Consider the following 17,258-nt stretch of genomic DNA (forward strand, 5'->3'; position numbering starts at 1 on the left):
TGCGGATTATATACCAGTTACTCAAGGATATTTCGTGTGATTGGATAGAGCTCTGCGCCAGGAAAAGTTATGCTTTATCCCTCCTTTTTACGTTAGTGTGAATTATGCATAAAATCGTTTACGTAGAAGATGAACCGGAGGTCGGTTCGCTCATTGCCGCCTACCTGGGACGCCATGATATTGAAGTGATTGTTGAGACGCGCGGCGATCGGGCTGAAGCCACCATTGCCGAACAGCAACCTGACCTGGTCATGCTCGACATCATGCTGCCCGGCAAAGATGGCATGTCAATCTGCCGTGACTTACGGGCAAACTGGCAGGGGCCGATCGTGCTGCTGACCTCCCTTGACAGCGATATGAACCATATCCTCGCGCTGGAGATGGGCGCGCAGGACTATATTCTGAAAACGGCCCCCCCAGCCGTTCTGCTGGCGCGATTGCGTCTGCACCTGCGTCAGTCACAACAGGTGCAAAGTGAAGAAGCCCCTGCGCCGACGAAAAATACACGCATGTTGCGCTTTGGCTCACTGACCATCGATGCCCTGAATCGCCAGGTCGTGCTGTTTGAAGAAAATATCGCCCTTTCCACGGCGGATTTTGATCTGCTTTGGGTGCTGGCCAGCCATGCCGGACAAATTCTTAACCGTGATGCCTTGCTGAAAACCTTACGCGGCGTCAGTTACGATGGCATGGATCGCAGTATTGATGTTGCCATCTCGCGTTTGCGTAAAAAACTGCACGACAGCGCAACAGAGCCATTCCGTATCAAAACCATCCGCAACAAAGGCTATTTGTTTGCGCCGCAGGCCTGGGACACGCGTTCGGTATGAAAAAACTTTTTATTCAGTTCTACCTGCTGCTGTTTGTCTGTTTTCTGGTGATGTCGCTGATGGTCGGGCTGGTCTATAAATTTACCGCCGAACGCGCAGGCCGCCAGTCCATGAACGACTTGATGGCCAGCTCGCTCTACCTGATTCGCAGTGAACTGCGTGAAATCCCGCCGCGCGACTGGAATAAGACGATCAAAAGTCTGGATCTCGGTTTGTCATTTGAGCTGCATATTGAGCCCATGAGCCGGTTCGAACTGGATGAAAATGAGTTACGCCGTCTGCGTGCGGGCGAAATCGTTGCGCTGGACGACAAATACACCTTCCTGCAACACATTCCGCGCAGTCATTATGTCCTGACCGTCGGACCTATACCTTACCTTTTTTATCTGCATCAAATGCGCCTGCTGGATATGGCACTGGTCGTATTTATTGGCATGTCGCTTGGGCTGCCGGTATTTATCTGGCTGCGTCCGCACTGGAAAGAGATGCTGCGACTGGAACATGCCGCTCAGCGTTTTGGTCAGGGGCAACTGGACGTGCGTACTCATTTCGACAGCACCTCCAGCCTGTTTCGCGTTGGCGTCGCATTTAACCAAATGGCTGAGAATATCAATACGCTCGTCGCCAGCAAGAAACAGCTTATTGATGGTATCGCTCACGAGTTGCGTACACCGCTTGTGCGGCTGCGCTATCGTCTGGAGATGAGCGATAACCTGAGCGAAGCCGAATCTGCGGCGCTGAATCGTGATGTGAGTCAGCTGGAAAGCCTGATTGAAGAGCTGCTGACCTATGCCCGTCTGGATCGTCCACGCGTCGACCTTAATTTGCAGTCGCTGGATCTGGCCAGCTGGTTGCGTGAACGCATGGAAGACTTCCAGGCCATCAACCCGGATACGCAGATTGAGCTGGACTTACCCCAGCGGGAAAATTACGGCGTTTCAGACACCCGGCTTATGGAGCGCGTGCTGGACAACCTTGTCAATAATGCGCTGCGCTATGCAAACCAGCGCCTGCGGGTCAGCTTATGGTTTGACGGCGCAGTCGGTAATTTGCAGGTCGACGATGACGGTCCGGGGATCCCCCATGAAGAACGTGAACGTGTATTTGAACCCTTTGTCCGGCTCGATCCGAGTCGCGACCGCGCAACGGGCGGCTGTGGACTTGGCCTGGCCATCGTTCACTCCATCGCCCATGCGCTCAGCGGCCGGGTTTCCGTTGAAACCAGCCCGCTTGGCGGTGCCAGCCTGCGTTTTAGCTGGCCGCTCGATCTCCCCTTTCGGGAACTTCCACGACGTTAACGCATTCAGGAGCTTTGTGTGACTTCAGCCTATCAACACCTTTGTAAGACCTTCCAGCGCCTGTCGCGTTTCAGTCATCTCAGCGCCATCGCCGGATGGGACATGCAAACCATGATGCCCGCCGGTGGCAGCGCCGCACGGGGCGAAGCGCTGGCGGAAATGAGTGTGCTGCAACATCAGATTCTGACGGATAAACGCATTGGTGACTGGCTGGATCAGGCAGAACAGCAATCGCTGAATGATGTTGAACGCGCCAATCTGGGCGAAATGCGCCGCGCTTATGTTCAGGCAACATTACTGCCCGCTGAACTGGTCGAAGCCAAATCCATTGCGGGATCGCGCTGTGAGCATGCCTGGCGCACACAGCGTCCGGCAAACGACTGGCAGGGTTTTGCGACCAATTTGAAAGAGGTCGTACGCTTAAGCCGTCAGGAAGCTGAACTGCGTGCGCAAGCGAACGGCTGCTCCCGCTATGACGCGCTGCTTGACGTTTTTGAACCGGGCATGACCAGCGCCACGCTGGATCATACCTTCGGGCAGTTAAAAACCTGGCTTCCACACTTGTTGCAGCAGGTCGTCGAAAAACAGGCTCAGCAGCCGGTGATCACGCCCCAGGGACCGTTCCCGATAGCCTCACAGCGCGAACTGGGTTTACGCGTGATGGCCGAGCTGGGGTTTGATTTTAACCATGGCCGCCTGGACATTAGCGCGCACCCTTTCTGCGGCGGCGTGCCCGAAGATGTGCGTATTACCACCCGCTACAATCAGGATGAGTTTCTGAGCGCCATGATGGGCGTCATTCATGAGACTGGCCACGCGCGCTACGAACAGAATTTGCCTGAGCAATGGCGCGGTCAGCCGGTTGCGCTGGCGCGATCCACGGCGATCCATGAGTCACAAAGTCTGTTTATGGAAATGCAACTGGGACGCAGCGCGCCTTTCCTGCAGCGTATCCTGCCGCAAATCATCAGTCAGCTCGGTGACCAGCCCGCCCTTCAGGCAGATAACTTTGTCCGGCTGACGCAGCAGGTTAAACCGGGCCTGATTCGGGTGGATGCGGACGAACTGAGCTATCCGGCGCACGTCATTCTGCGCTACGAGATCGAACGCGCGCTGATTGAAGGCGAGATTGAGGTTGAAGACATTCCGGCGCTGTGGGATGAAAAGATGCAACAATCCCTGGGTCTGGATACGCGCGGCAACTACCGCAATGGCTGCATGCAGGATATTCACTGGACCGATGGCGCCTTCGGCTATTTCCCGACATACACACTCGGGGCGATGTACGCTGCGCAGCTGTTCCAGGCGTTACAAAACGCAATTCCGCAATCCGCCGAGCTGATACAGCATGGCGACCTGCAGCCGGTATTTGACTGGCTGCAGCAGAATATCTGGCAACATGGCAGCCGTTTCACCACCGAACAGTTGATTGTCAATGCTACTGGCGAAGCGCTCAACCCAGACTATTTCCGCAAACATCTTGAGCAACGTTACCTGAACAGTTAAGGTAGCAGGCGGCCTGAGGGCCGCCTTTTCCTCCCGTACATCCCCTTTGTACAATCGGTTACACAGCGATACCAATCACCCACGGACGCGCCAGTTTTATTTTCATATAGTCTTCTCACCGGCCCCGCAGTGGGCTACACATGAAAAAATAGTCCGAGGATTTTGCAATGAAAAAATTATTTGCACTGGTAATCGCCGCTGCTATGGGTCTGTCTTCAGTTGCTTTCGCTGCTGAGACAACTGCCGCTCCTGCAACTGCTGCTCCAGCGGCTGCGACCACCACCGCTGCACCTGCTAAAGCTGAGCACAAAGCTGCTGTCCATAAGAAGCATCATAAAGCTGCACAGAAAGCGCAGGCTGCTAAGAAACACCACAAAAAAGCTGCCCAGAAAGCGCAGGCCGCTAAGAAGAAAGTAGCGAAGAAAGACACTGCACAGAAAGCGCAGGCTGCTAAGAAACACACCAAAAAGCCAGCTCAGAAAGCCCAGGCTGCTAAAAAACACCACAAAAAAGCTGCCCAGAAAGCTCAGGCCGCTAAAAAGCACCACAAAAAAGCAGCCCAGAAAGCTCAGGCCGCTAAAAAACACACCAAAAAGCCAGCTCAGAAAGCCCAGGCAGCTAAAAAGCACCACAAAAAAGCCGCTAAAAAATAAGGTCGCCCTTTAGGGTCCGAGTAAGCGTTAATAATTAAAAACACCCGGTTCTGCCGGGTGTTTCTTTACTGGAGTGGCTAATATGGTCCGTCGCTATCGCTTCGAAATTATTCTGATTGTGATGATCTTATGTGGCGTTATCGCGGCCAGTTTTTTTATTTAGTCGCTGTAGCGTACTGATTCACTGAAAAAACTCCCTTTTTCACGCCTCACTGACTATAGTTATGTCACTTTAGTAATAACAAAAACGTTTTCTTTTTCTCGCTATTGAGAGTTCTATGCGCCTGGCTACCCTGTTAATCGTTGGACTTTTCAGTTTCACCGCGTTTGTTCATGCTGATGATAATGATGATTCACCGACACCCGCCGAAATTAAAATGTTGTTTTTTGGCAAAGATCATCGCCAGGCCATTACCGATGTCAGCGCGGCCCCCTGGGATGCGATAGGACAACTGGAAACCGAGAGCGGTAATCTGTGCACCGCCACGTTAATTTCTCCCCATCTTGCCCTGACGGCGGGCCACTGTTTACTGACACCTCCAGGTAAATTTGATAAACCCGTAGCGCTACGTTTTATGTCTACCAAAAAAGGCTGGCGCTACGAAATTCATGACATTGATGCGCGCGTTGAACCGTCGCTGGTGCATAAGCTGAAAGCGGATGGCGAAGGCTGGATCGTCCCCAGCAATGCAGCGCCGTTCGATTACGGTTTGATTATTTTGCGCAATCCCCCTTCTGCCATTACGCCGATTCCGCTGTTTGAAGGTTCGCGTAGTGACTTAACCGAGGCGCTGAAAGCGGCGGGCCGCAAGGTGACCCAGGCAGGTTATCCCGCCGATCATCTCGACAGCCTGTATTCACACAGCGACTGCCTGATTACCGGCTGGGCGCAACGGGCGGTTTTATCGCATCAGTGCGATACCTTGCCTGGCGACAGCGGTTCTCCGCTCCTGCTGAAAGGCGATAAGGGCTGGCAACTGATAGCGGTGCAGAGTTCTGCCCCGGCGGCGAAAGACCGTTATCTGGCTGACAACCGCGCGATTGCCGTGACGTCATTTAAAGACCGGCTGGAAGCGCTGGCGCAGTAGCTCTCACCGTTACACAAAAAAGCCCGCATTCTTAAATGCGGGCTTTTTTATTCTTACAAGACCCTGTTTGCCGCCGTCAGGCGGTGATCTGCTCCATCGCCTGCATGATGCGCTTATCTGAAATGGGATAAGGCGTGCCAAGCTGCTGTGCGAACAGGCTGATGCGGAGTTCTTCCAGCATCCAGCGAATATGCAGCACATCCTCATCATCCTGACGCTGCGGCGGCAGTTTGTTGCGCCAGGCCTGCCAGGCCTGTTCAACGGCCTGAACCCGGAGCATACGGGCGCGGTCGCTGTGGGGATCAACCGGCAATTTTTCCAGCCGACGCTCAATACCGTGCAGGTAACGTAAGGTATCTGCCAGATGCCGCCAGCCATTTTGGGTCACAAATCCCCGGTACACCAGCCCATTCATCTGCGCCTTAATATCGGCCAGCGCCAGTGCCAGTGTCATATCAACCCGACCTTTAAGGCGCTTATTGATATTGAAGACCGCCGTCAGAATCTGCTCAACCTGCTTTGCTATCTCCACCACGGTATCATTCAGCTCGGCGCGGACCTTCTCGCGCAGCGCATCGAAGGCCGCCTGTTCCCAGGCCGGTCCACCCGCCTCGGCAATCAGCTTATCGATACCGCAGGCAATACAGTCATCGATCAGCTCCATCACTTTGCCATAGGGATTAAAATAGAGGCCCAGCTTGGCTTTATTCGGCAATTTTTCGTGCAGATATTTCACCGGCGACGGAATATTCAGCAACAGCAACCGACGCTGACCGCGCCACATCATTTTCTGCTGCTCATGCTCACTGTCGAATAACCGGATGGCCACACTGTCTTTCTCATCGACCAGCGCGGGCCAGGCTTTTACCTGGTAGTTGCCGCGTTTTTGCTCGTAGCTGCGAGGCAAATCGCCAAAGCTCCAGAGGTGTAAACCGCGCTGTTCCAGACCATCATCCGCCACGTTGGACAGCGTTTCCTGCACCTTGCCTTTAAGCAGCACTTTCAGCGCCGCGAGATCTTTACCTTCCTGCAGCTTACGGTTGTGTTCGTCGACCACCCGGAAGGTCATTTTCAGATGATCGGGCACCTGTTCCCATTGCCAGTCGTCCCGCTCCAGCGTCACGCCCGTCATCCGGCGGAACTCGCGCGACAGGGCATCAAGCAGCGGCATTTCCATTGCGGTCACGCGGCCTAAAAACGCCTCGGCATAGTTTGGCGCGGGCACCAGATGACGACGCAGCGGCTTCGGTAACGATTTAATCAGCGCAATAATCAGTTCACGCCGTACACCGGGAATCTGCCACTCAAAGCCGGCTTCATCGACCTGGTTCAGCAGCGGAAGCGGAATATGGACCGTCACGCCATCGGCATCCGCACCGGGTTCAAACTGATAACTCAACCTGAGTTTGAGATTGCCCTGATGCCAGACATTGGGATAGTCGAGCTGGCTGACCGTATCGGCGCCCGCTTTGATCAGCATCTGCTTATCAAAATTGAGCAGTTCCGGGGTGGTTTTGCTGACCTGTTTCCACCAGCTGTCAAAGTGGCGTGCGGAAACCACCTCTTTCCCTACACGTTGGTCGTAAAAGGCAAACAAGGTTTCGTCATCTACCAGAATGTCGCGGCGACGCGATTTATGTTCCAGGTCTTCCACTTCACTGCGCAGCTTCTGATTAGCACGGAAAAAAGCGTGGCGCGTTTGCCAGTCGCCTTCCACCAGCGCGTGGCGAATAAACAATTCGCGACTCAGTGTAGGATCGATCGCGCCATAGTTGACCTTGCGCGCGGCCACAATCGGCAAGCCGTACAAGGTGACTTTCTCACTGGCCATGACGGCGCCCTGCGATTTCTCCCAGTGCGGTTCACTGTAGCTACGTTTGATCAGATGCTGTGCCAGCGGTTCTATCCATTCCGGATCGATACGCGCGGCAATACGGCCCCAGAGTCGGCTGGTTTCCACCAGCTCCGCCACCATTGTCCACTTGGGCGGTTTTTTGAATAAACCTGAGCCCGGAAAAATGGCAAAGCGCGCATTGCGTGCACCGGTAAACTCCTGCTTTTCCGCATCTTTCTGGCCGATATGCGACAGTAAACCGGTCAGTAACGCGCAGTGGATCTCGCGATACTCCGCCGGTTCGCTGTTCACCGGAATACCAAGCTCACGGACCACCTGACGCAGTTGGGTATAGATATCCTGCCATTCCCGTACGCGCAGGTAGTTAAGGAAATCGGCTTTACACTGGCGACGGAAGACATTGCCGGACAGCGCTTTTTGCTGCTCGCCCAGGTAGTTCCACAGGTTAACAAAGGCCATAAAATCAGACTCTTTGTCAGCAAAACGCCGGTGTTTTTCATCGGAGGCCTGCTTCTTCTCTGCAGGGCGTTCGCGCGGATCCTGTATCGACAAACCTGCCGCGATAATCATCACTTCGCGCACACAGCCGTACTGCCGGGCAGCCAGCACCATGCGTGCCAGGCGCGGATCCACCGGCAGTTGCGCCAGCTGGCGGCCAGAGCCGGTGAGTTTATAATGGCCTTCTTCGCTCAGGGTCAGCGCGCCCAGCTCCTCCAGCAATCTGACGCCGTCCTGGATATGGCGTTTATCCGGCGCTTCCACAAACGGGAACGCCGCAATATCGCCCAGTCCCAGCGCGGTCATCTGCAGAATGACTGAGGCCAGATTGGTGCGCAGAATTTCGGGATCGGTAAAGGCCGGACGGCTCAGGAAATCCGCTTCAGAATACAACCGGATACAGATCCCTTCCGATACGCGGCCGCAACGTCCTTTACGCTGATTCGCGGAAGCCTGAGAAATGGGCTCTATCGGCAGACGCTGAACTTTGGTGCGGTAGCTGTAGCGGCTGATGCGCGCCGTGCCCGGATCGATGACGTACTTGATGCCCGGCACGGTGAGCGAGGTTTCGGCAACGTTCGTCGCCAGCACGATACGTCGCCCGCTGTGTGACTGAAATACCCGATTTTGCTCACTGTTCGACAGACGCGCATACAGCGGCAGCACTTCGGTATGCGGCAAATCGCGCTTCATCAGCGCATCGGCGGTATCGCGAATCTCCCGCTCGCCGCTCATGAAGATCAGAATATCGCCCCGGCCCTCCTGGCTCAGCTCATCAACCGCATCAAAGATCGCCTGAAGCTGATCGCGTTCCACATCGTCCGCCTCTTCGACGACCGGACGATAACGGACTTCCACCGGATAAGTCCGGCCCGATACTTCAATCACCGGCGCGTTGTTAAAGTGGCGGGAGAAGCGCTGCGGATCGATGGTCGCCGAGGTGATAATGACTTTAAGATCGGGACGGCGCGGCAGCAGCTCACGCAAATAGCCCAGCAGGAAGTCGATATTCAGACTGCGTTCGTGCGCTTCATCAATGATGATGGTGTCATACTGCATTAACAGGCGATCCTGCTGGATCTCCGCCAGCAGAATCCCGTCGGTCATCAGCTTAATCTGCGTGGTTTCACCGACCTGATCATTAAAGCGCACTTTGTAGCCGACGCAGCCGCCCAGCGACGTTTCCAGCTCTTCGGCAATGCGGTTCGAGACGGTGCGCGCCGCAAGACGACGAGGTTGCGTATGGCCAATTAAACCGGTGATACCGCGTCCCAGCGCCAGGCAAATTTTGGGCAACTGGGTGGTTTTTCCCGAGCCGGTTTCACCTGCCACGATCACGACCTGATGAGCGCGAATCGCATCCGCGATATCCTGCTGTTTCTGACTGACCGGAAGATTATCCGGGAACGTGATGCGCGGTGTGGCGGCAATACGCTGGGCCACGCGTTGCTCAGCCGCGAGAATATCCTGCTCCAGTTCGGCGGCAATACCGTGTTGGGCATCAGGATTTTTCACTTTTCTGGCACCGTGCAACCGGCGTTGCAGCCGCTGCCGGTCGCGCAGCATCAGGGCATCAAGCCGCGACCAAAGCGGCGTTAAGGGAGATGAAACCGGAGAAGACATAGTAATGACGTACCTTACTCAGGCGGTATGGACTCAGCGTACAGTGCTAAGATAACCCGCTGATTAACGATAATAATTGCGCCTATCATAGCACATTCCCGTTTGCCGCGCGGACCTCGCGCATGACGGGTTGTTCAATTAATTCGAATATAGCTCTCGAAATATTGCGCTTTCCCGCTCCGTTCAATGTTTGTAAAGTGTAAGCCATTGAGCGGGAAGCCTTCCGCGTAACAGACAGGAAACTACGATGAGCAAAGTATTAGTTCTGAAATCAAGCATTCTTGCAGGCTATTCACAATCTGGTCAGCTGGCTGACTTCTATGCTGAGCAGGCAAAGGCCAAAGGCGATCAGGTGACCGTGCGTGACCTGGCAGAAAACCCGGTACCGGTGCTGGATGGTGAGTTAGTGGGCGCGCTGCGTCCTTCCGATGCGCCGCTGTCTACGCGTCAGCAGGAAGCCTTATCACTGTCTGATGCGCTGATTGCAGAGCTGCAGGCACATGATGTGGTGGTGATTGCTGCCCCAATGTACAACTTCAACATTCCCACGCAGTTGAAGAATTATTTCGACCTGATCGCCCGTGCTGGCGTGACCTTCCGTTATACCGAAGCCGGCCCGGAAGGCCTGGTCAAAGGCAAGCGCGCCGTGATTCTGTCCAGCCGTGGTGGCATTCACAAAGATACCGCTTCTGACCTGCTGACTCCTTACGTCAAGCTGTTCCTGGGCTTTATCGGTATCACTGATGTCGAGTTCGTGTTTGCCGAAGGCATTGCCTATGGCCCGGAAGTCGCGACAAAAGCCACCGCCGAAGCAAAAGACGCGATCAAACACATCGTTGCGGCCTGATTCGCCGATCTTATCTGGAAAACCGGGCTGAGCCCGGTTTTTTTATGCCTGCCGTACAACGTTGTCGCCCGGCTATTTCCTGAGCCACTGTCCGTTGATGCCACGTACATATTCCCCCGCTGCGGCACGGTTTACCAGCTTCTGTCCGGCGATTCTGGCCACCTCATCCGTTGTCAGGTTGTTCTGCTCTGCCAGACGTTGATACTGTGCAGCACGACCGTCATTAATGCGTTTAACCAGTGCCAGCGTGTCGCTGTCATCTGCGCGCGGCGCAATATATCCTGACAGTGTTTCTCCCACCCGGCCTGACTGACGGGCTTCATCCAGCGTCAATGCCCAGGCGGGCAGGCTCATCGTAAGGGCCAGTAAGCATGTGATGCCGATGCGTTTCATGCGGGCTCTCCTCAAAACAGGTCGCTCTGATTTTTCAGTAACGCTTCCACATCCTTGTCCACTTTAATGTGGATCTCATGCTCGATTTTCACATTCATGTTGATGGTAATCGGATCTTTTGGCGCGGCAACTTCGATGCGCGGTACACAGCCCGTCAGCGGAAGTCCGGCTATCAGCAGCAGTAAGGCCCTGAGGCTCATGGTGAGGGTTCCTTTTTCGACGGCAGAGTGGCATTTTCCTCCACCCAGGATTGCAAATTATCGCCAAAGCGCAGGCTGCGCCACAACTGGAACAGGTTTTCCTGATGACGATAGTTTAAATTTACGGTCTGGTTGCGGTTGCTGAAACGGCTGGTGCCCTGCACCTGCGCGACCATGGTCAGTTCGCCCAGATTATCCAGATTCAGCGTGGCCCAGGAACGCGAAATCTCCATATAGCGCAGCCAGTCCATCGCGGCGCCTGCCGCAATATTATTTTGGGTGATGGCATCGGCCATGTCTTTATCCATCCGGAAGGTCAGCGGCCCGCTGTTGGCAATCCAGCCATTTTCGATGATCCAGCGCGCATTCGTGATCCACAGCGGTAATTCGCCATTCACCCTGCCCGACATCGCGAACTGCCTGGGTTTAATCGCGCTGACGAGTTTACTCAGGCTGATATCCCGAAGCGACACGCGCGCCGGGCTGTGCTGTGGCATCCGCAGAGACGGCATCGTAATTTTCCCGCCCAGCAGATCCATGCTGACATCCTGCAACCAGAGCGGATCGTTTTCCCGCCATGGCCAGGCACCTTGTAAGTCAGCCTGAATATTCTGCATGGCAAACTGATTCTTGATTTCTGCGATGCGCAATGAAACTGGTCCACGTAAGCCAAAATGCCACTGTTGGTTTTGCAGACGGAATGGCAGCGAGAAATCGATGCCGTTAATCTGGCTGTCTGGCGTCCAGACGCTGCCGTTTTTCACCGTCCAGTGTCCGCCCGCGTGAAAACCCTGCAGAGCGGCGGCAGAAAACGCCACCTGAGCGCGCAGTTCGCCCGCGCGAATTTTCATTTTCAGATCGGGGCTGAGCAACGGCTGAAAAACCGTCAGCGACTGCGTGGGCCACCAGGCCTGACCGCGCAGGCGCTCGCCATCCCAGCGCCCGTTAACCCGTACCGGGCCGACCTTGCCGGCTTTCAGTTCGCCGCCCCAGACAAAATGACCGGGATCGCGCCCGCGGGCGGCAAAATCCAGCGTTGAGTGAGCCAGCCAGCCCCCGTAGCTGAAGTGCGTCTGACCGGCCTGCATCTGAAATTTTCCGTCAAAGGAAGGATTGTCCGCCTCTCGCTGCCAGTTCACCGGGGCAGTCAGGATTAAACGCGGCTTTTCCACCCGCACGCTGCCGTATTGCATCTGGTTAAAACCGGTCGACAAGGTGTCAAGATGGATAAGCGTGCCGCGCCAGCCACCGGTTCCCCTGACATCCCATTTCGCCTGTAACGGATGCATCTCGCCTTCTCCCCAGTAGCGCCAGCGCCATTCACCCGTATCCGGCCAGAAGTCACGGGCCCCGCCGTCCAGATGCAGGGTGAAGCGACCAAAGCTGGGATCGTGCGCGCGCAGAATGGCCTGCAGGCGTCCAGAAATGCCCCGGGACGATAAGCGCACCCCCGCCAGCGGCCAGCGCGCTTCATCCACGTTCAGCGTTGAAAGTAAACGCCCGCGCAGGCGCAACAGTGCGTTGGGTTTAACAATCAGTTCGGGATTCAGTAATGATCCGGTCAGTTGCCCAGGAATACTGCCGAACAGCTGCATGGCAGCAAATTTACTGTCGCCGGTCAGTTGTAACGGCAGCTGGCTTTGCGTCAGGCTGAGATGACCCGGACCTATGCCCAGAACGACATTGCCTTTGCCGCCCCGTCCCTGCGTCAGCAGGTTAAGGCGACCAGTGACCGTTGTGGCATCCAGCCCGGCCTGCCAGTTATCCAGCGTCAGCGTCACAAAGCCCGACAAGGGTTGCGCCGTGAGTGGCCAGTAATATTCACCCTTCTCAATAGTGATGCGGTCACGGCTGGCCTGCCACGGAAGACGCAGCAAGGGACGGGCAGCATCCGCTGTGGTGATGTTCAGCAGGCCGCTTTCATGCTGCCAGCTCAGTGCCGCTTTTAGCGGTTGCGGAAACCCGTCCAGGGCCAGCGCGCCCGCGATCTCGCCGTTAACCGGCAGGCCGTTAGCGTATTGCGGCAGTTCAAAATGACCTTTGAGGCTGAGCGGCTCGGTAAGCGCCGGATGGGTGATCGTCAATTGTCTGACCATCAGCTGCTGACCTTCCAGCGTGGCCTCAAGCTGTAAATTATCGCCCCGGTAATGCAGCTGCTGGCTGGCTTTATTGAGGTTCAAATCCAGGCCACCGGCATAGTCCTGCCAGGGCGAGATCGTCAGCTTATCAATGTGAATATCTGCGCCCGGCAGCATGGCCTGCCACTCTGCCAGCGTTTTCGGTGCGGTTGAGGCGGTTTGTGATTCGGGCAGATGTTGCAGGCATTCGCTTTGCAACGTGACCTGTTGTACGTTGAGCGTCCAGCGCGACTGTTGCCGGCCCAGCGCCGCGTTTTTGACGCTCGCCAGGCGACAGTCACCGGCTAAATAATGAAGAGATGGGAAAATGAGTTGCCCGTCATGCCAGCGTGGGCTGTTTTCCAGTTCGACGCGCGTGCCTGCAGGTAGCCAGAGGCCCACCAGACGCGGCAGCCACTGTGTAAGGGTTAGCAGTAATCCCAGCAGCAATAAAATCAGCGCCAGAATCGCGGCCAGGCGTCGACGGAAACTCCGTGGCATGAAAACAAGACTCCTTTTTTTTCAATATCCTGGGCGTAATGATGGCACGTAACACGCCGAAGGTGAAGGTTTGACCGGCAAGGTTAAAGAGGTGTCAGCAAAAAGTAAGAGAAAACGTTATCCTTGTTGCATCCCTTTTCCAGGAGCACCACGATGAAAATCGCCGTATACAGTACTAAACACTACGACCAGAAATATTTTGAACAGGTCAATAAACAGTATGGTTTCGATCTGGTCTTTTATGATTTTTTGCTGAGCGAAAGCACGGCCAAGACCGCCGTAGACTGTGATGCGGTTTGCCTTTTTGTGAATGACGACGGTAGCCGCCCGGTGCTGGAGGAACTGGCGGAATTGGGGGTGAAATTTATCGCCCTGCGCTGCGCCGGATTTAATAATGTCGATCTGAAAGCCGCGGCTGAACTGGGTCTGGAAGTGGTTCGCGTGCCCGCCTATTCCCCGGAAGCCGTCGCTGAACATGCCGTCGGCCTGATGATGACATTGAATCGCCGTATTCATCGCGCCTATCAACGCACCCGCGATGCGAATTTTTCGCTGGACGGCCTGACCGGTTTTAATATGCATAACAAAACCGCCGGCATTATTGGCACCGGCAAAATAGGCATAGCCACCCTGCGCATCTTAAAAGGATTTGGCATGCGTTTACTGGCCTTCGATCCCTATCCTTCGGAACAGGCGTTATCGCTGGGCGCGGAATATGTCGATCTGAAAACCCTGTTTGCCGAGTCGCATGTGATTACACTGCATTGCCCGTTAACGCCGGAAAACCATCATCTGCTTAATGCTAACGCGTTTGCGCAGATGCGCGATGGCGTCATGATTATTAATACCAGTCGGGGTGGGTTAATTGATTCTCAGGCCGCCATTGATGCACTTAAGCAGCAAAAAATTGGCGCGTTAGGCATGGACGTTTATGAGAATGAGCGGGATTTGTTCTTTGAAGATAAATCGAATGATGTCATTCAGGATGATATTTTCCGCCGCCTGTCAGCCTGCCACAACGTGCTGTTCACAGGCCATCAGGCTTTTTTGACCGCTGAAGCTCTGACGGCGATTTCAGAAACCACGCTGGAAAACCTCAGCTGGCTTCATCGTGGCGAAGACTGTCCGAACCGGGTGACGGCCTGATAACGCAGGCCGGTCACAGCCGGCCTCCGCGTTTAGCGGGCGCAGTTACCGCCGAGCAATGCCTGCTCGCTGCAGCGGCGTCCGTTGACTAACTGACACATGCCGATGCGCGAGCCGTCCAGTTGATTTGAAAACGCCAGCGTTCCCCCTGCATTGGTACAACTGGCCTCCGCCATTGCAGACATAACCACACGTGGCTGAACGTGGGCGGCGGTGGCTTGTTGTGGCGGCTCGTTGTCATCGCTGTTACTGCTGCAGGCAGACAATAACAACGCGGCACCTGCCAGCAGAAAAGTCGCGGCTTTCATCAATCAGACTCCGGGAAGGTGAGTTAAAGGCTAAGCAAGAATATGTCAGCCCTGACACGGGGTCGAGAGAAGAAATAGCTTTTTACAAAAAATATCCTGACCTATTACAAGCAGAATTATCCTGTTATCACATAGTCACGTGGCGGAATATAGTTTAACCATGATGTCGAACGGAGAAAAAGAATGTTAATGGATATGCTGATTCGTATCGCGCTGGCGGGCATTCTGGGCGGTCTGATTGGCCTGGAACGTCAGATGCGTGCCAAAGAAGCCGGATTACGTACTCATATTCTGGTCGGGATTGGCAGTGCGATGTTTATGCTGGTGTCTAAATATGGCTTTGCCGACATGTTGATGAAGGATCACGTTGCACTCGATCCCAGCCGCGTCGCGGCACAGGTTGTCAGCGGCATGGGTTTTCTGGGTGCCGGAACGATTCTGATCCAGAAACAGGTGGTTAAAGGCCTGACGACGGCAGCCGGGCTTTGGGTTACCGCCGCAATCGGCCTGGTCATCGGGAGCGGCATGTATGAAATCGGCATTTACGGCACCGTGCTGGCTCTGGTGGTGCTCGAGGTTTTCCGCCGTTTGAGTCATTTACTGATTGGTAAACACCATACGTTAATTGTTTATCTCAAGGCGAAAAGCGTGCCGCTGGTGCTGTTGGTCATGCAACGCGAAGGCATCCGCTATGGCAATATTTCGGTCATTAACCGGGACGAGGAAAGCGGTTTATGTGAATTAAGCGTTCAGGTTACCCTCTCCCGGAAATCCAGCGATGCGCATCTGTATGACAAAATCATGGAAGTAAAGGGCGTGCAGTCGCTGGAGATGATGTAGGACATGGATGCTGCGTTGTGCCGCTTCCGCACGATAAAGCGTAGATGCACGTTCTTGTCGGGCGGGATAAATCCCACCCGACAGTAGACATATCCTTACCCTCACCATGAGATCTTCATTTCTGCTTTCATTGCGGCTTATTGTCGGCGTGAATAACGCTTTTATCTGACCGTGTTTATTCTCTGCTTTTCATCTTATCTCTCTTGCCAGTGCAGTTGGCAAAAATAAGACGGAAGGCAAAATATCGTGGTCAGTCACCATCAGGTTTATGCTTAACGATAATTGATATTGGAAATTGCACGCGTAATCCGTACCATACGCGGCATACTTTGCCTGCTGACAATCTTCGGCGGGTGATAACCTGTCATAAAGCAAATCAGGGGGCACGGCAACAGGCTCAAATGTGCCCCTTTGATTATTGAGAAGCGACGTAATGCTGCAAAATCAAGAAATTAACAAGAAAGAACAATACAACCTCAACAAGCTCCAGAAGCGTTTGCGTCGTCACGTAGGCGAGGCCATTGCCGATTTTAATATGATCGAAGAAGGCGACCGCATCATGGTTTGCCTGTCCGGTGGTAAAGACAGCTATACCATGCTGGAGATCCTGCGTAGCCTGCAGAAGAGCGCGCCGGTGAGTTTCAGTCTGGTGGCAGTCAATCTTGATCAGAAGCAACCCGGTTTTCCGGGGCATATCCTGCCGGAATATCTTGAGGCGCAAGGTGTTGAGTACAAAATTGTCGAGGAAGACACCTACTCTATCGTTAAAGAGAAGATTCCAGAGGGCAAAACCACCTGCTCGCTGTGCTCGCGTCTGCGTCGTGGCATTTTGTACCGCACAGCCACAGAGCTGGGCTGCACCAAAATTGCGCTGGGCCACCATCGCGATGACATCCTGCAAACGCTGTTTTTAAATATGTTCTACGGCGGCAAGATGAAAGGCATGCCACCGAAACTGATGAGCGATGACGGGAAACAAATTGTCATTCGTCCACTGGCCTACTGCCGCGAGAAAGATATCATTCGTTTCTCCGAAGCGCGTCAGTTCCCGATTATCCCGTGTAACCTGTGTGGTTCGCAGCCTAACCTGCAGCGTCAGGTGGTGGCAGATATGCTGCGCGACTGGGATAAACGCTATCCGGGCCGGATTGAAACCATGTTCAGCGCGATGCAGAACGTCGTGCCGTCACACATGGCCGACGTGAATCTGTTTGATTTCAAAGGCATTAAGCACGGGGATGCGGTGGTGGATGGCGGCGATCTCGCTTTCGATCGCGAAACCCTGCCGGTGAATCCGGTTGGCTGGCGCAGCGATGAAGACGATGCACCCGATGTCAGTGAACGCCTTGATGTTTTAGAAATTAAATAACGCTGCTGAATACATTAAAGGTAAAGGGCATGCGCGTAAACGCATGCCCTTTTTTTATACGTTGCGGTGAGGCGGCGGGTCCATTATCGGCGGAAACTCCGGATCCGGTGGCGGATCGGGTTGCGGCTGAGGAATGGGGGGCGGATCGGTTGGAATCGGCTCGCTGTTATGTATCGCCTTCATACC

Annotated in this window: 15 protein-coding genes; 9 read left to right on the forward strand and 6 right to left on the reverse strand. The window is 54.6% G+C overall.

Annotated features, from left to right (window positions below; translation table 11 throughout):
* The first annotated feature begins 104 nt into the window (after positions 1-104).
* The 5 genes from rstA (at position 105) to RAC65_RS02365 (ending at position 5,375) form a co-directional block, all read left to right on the forward strand.
* Entirely contained in the window at positions 105-830 is a 726-nt protein-coding gene (gene rstA / locus RAC65_RS02345; RefSeq protein WP_006119256.1) for a two-component system response regulator RstA, read from the forward strand.
* Positions 827-2,128: a two-component system sensor histidine kinase RstB gene (gene rstB, locus RAC65_RS02350; RefSeq protein ID WP_006119257.1), complete on the forward strand. Its 1,302-nt coding sequence runs from the start codon at positions 827-829 to the stop codon at positions 2,126-2,128. Before rstA ends, rstB begins: the two co-directional genes overlap by 4 nt.
* A gap of 18 nt (positions 2,129-2,146) precedes the next feature.
* Positions 2,147-3,634 (forward strand): carboxypeptidase M32, encoded by a 1,488-nt coding sequence (locus RAC65_RS02355; protein ID WP_033741765.1) that lies wholly within the window; start codon positions 2,147-2,149, stop codon positions 3,632-3,634.
* 167 nt (positions 3,635-3,801) lie between these two features.
* Entirely contained in the window at positions 3,802-4,287 is a 486-nt protein-coding gene (gene asr, locus RAC65_RS02360; RefSeq protein ID WP_006119259.1) for an acid resistance repetitive basic protein Asr, read from the forward strand.
* A 278-nt stretch (positions 4,288-4,565) separates the two neighbouring features.
* Positions 4,566-5,375 carry a serine protease gene (locus tag RAC65_RS02365; protein WP_006119261.1) on the forward strand — a complete coding sequence of 270 codons (810 nt, stop codon included), beginning with the start codon at positions 4,566-4,568 and terminating at the stop codon, positions 5,373-5,375.
* Between the two features lie 76 nt (positions 5,376-5,451).
* Here the strand turns inward: RAC65_RS02365 and hrpA are convergent, their stop codons facing one another.
* Positions 5,452-9,351 carry an ATP-dependent RNA helicase HrpA gene (hrpA, locus tag RAC65_RS02370; protein WP_375096318.1) on the reverse strand — a complete coding sequence of 1,300 codons (3,900 nt, stop codon included), beginning with the start codon at positions 9,349-9,351 and terminating at the stop codon, positions 5,452-5,454.
* Positions 9,352-9,598: 247 nt separating this feature from the next.
* Between hrpA and azoR the strand changes: the two genes are divergently transcribed.
* Positions 9,599-10,198, forward strand: a complete 600-nt coding sequence (azoR, locus tag RAC65_RS02375; RefSeq protein WP_283786568.1) for an FMN-dependent NADH-azoreductase — start codon at positions 9,599-9,601, stop codon at positions 10,196-10,198.
* Between the two features lie 72 nt (positions 10,199-10,270).
* Here azoR and RAC65_RS02380 read toward each other — a convergent pair whose 3' ends face one another.
* The 3 genes from RAC65_RS02380 to RAC65_RS02390 are packed head-to-tail and all read right to left on the reverse strand — an operon-like array spanning position 10,271 to position 13,409.
* Positions 10,271-10,591 carry a YdbL family protein gene (locus RAC65_RS02380; RefSeq protein WP_033741770.1) on the reverse strand — a complete coding sequence of 107 codons (321 nt, stop codon included), beginning with the start codon at positions 10,589-10,591 and terminating at the stop codon, positions 10,271-10,273.
* Between the two features lie 11 nt (positions 10,592-10,602).
* A complete protein-coding gene (locus RAC65_RS02385) occupies positions 10,603-10,791 on the reverse strand; it encodes a YnbE family lipoprotein (RefSeq protein WP_006119266.1) in 189 nt (62 codons plus the stop codon).
* Positions 10,788-13,409: a YdbH family protein gene (locus tag RAC65_RS02390; RefSeq protein ID WP_375096319.1), complete on the reverse strand. Its 2,622-nt coding sequence runs from the start codon at positions 13,407-13,409 to the stop codon at positions 10,788-10,790. The genes RAC65_RS02385 and RAC65_RS02390 overlap by 4 nt, the downstream gene beginning before the upstream one ends.
* A 153-nt stretch (positions 13,410-13,562) precedes the next feature.
* Between RAC65_RS02390 and RAC65_RS02395 the strand changes: the two genes are divergently transcribed.
* Positions 13,563-14,555, forward strand: coding sequence for a 2-hydroxyacid dehydrogenase (locus RAC65_RS02395; protein WP_375096320.1), 993 nt, complete (start codon positions 13,563-13,565; stop codon positions 14,553-14,555).
* 32 nt (positions 14,556-14,587) lie between these two features.
* On the opposite strand, the gene RAC65_RS02400 is transcribed toward RAC65_RS02395, so the two are convergent.
* Positions 14,588-14,863 (reverse strand): DUF333 domain-containing protein, encoded by a 276-nt coding sequence (locus RAC65_RS02400; protein ID WP_006119270.1) that lies wholly within the window; start codon positions 14,861-14,863, stop codon positions 14,588-14,590.
* Between the two features lie 183 nt (positions 14,864-15,046).
* On the opposite strand from RAC65_RS02400, the gene RAC65_RS02405 reads away from it, so the two are divergent.
* Together RAC65_RS02405 and ttcA are read left to right on the forward strand one after the other, a co-directional pair.
* Positions 15,047-15,703, forward strand: a complete 657-nt coding sequence (locus tag RAC65_RS02405) for an MgtC/SapB family protein (RefSeq protein WP_006119272.1) — start codon at positions 15,047-15,049, stop codon at positions 15,701-15,703.
* Positions 15,704-16,136: 433 nt separating this feature from the next.
* Positions 16,137-17,072, forward strand: a complete 936-nt coding sequence (gene ttcA, locus RAC65_RS02410) for a tRNA 2-thiocytidine(32) synthetase TtcA (protein WP_283786561.1) — start codon at positions 16,137-16,139, stop codon at positions 17,070-17,072.
* A 54-nt stretch (positions 17,073-17,126) separates the two neighbouring features.
* Here ttcA and RAC65_RS02415 read toward each other — a convergent pair whose 3' ends face one another.
* A complete protein-coding gene (locus tag RAC65_RS02415) occupies positions 17,127-17,255 on the reverse strand; it encodes a hypothetical protein (RefSeq protein ID WP_255421282.1) in 129 nt (42 codons plus the stop codon).
* Positions 17,256-17,258: the final 3 nt, after the last annotated feature.

This window comes from Pantoea sp. BS_8, from assembly GCF_041954965.1.
Taxonomy (GTDB): Bacteria; Pseudomonadota; Gammaproteobacteria; order Enterobacterales; family Enterobacteriaceae; genus Pantoea; species Pantoea stewartii.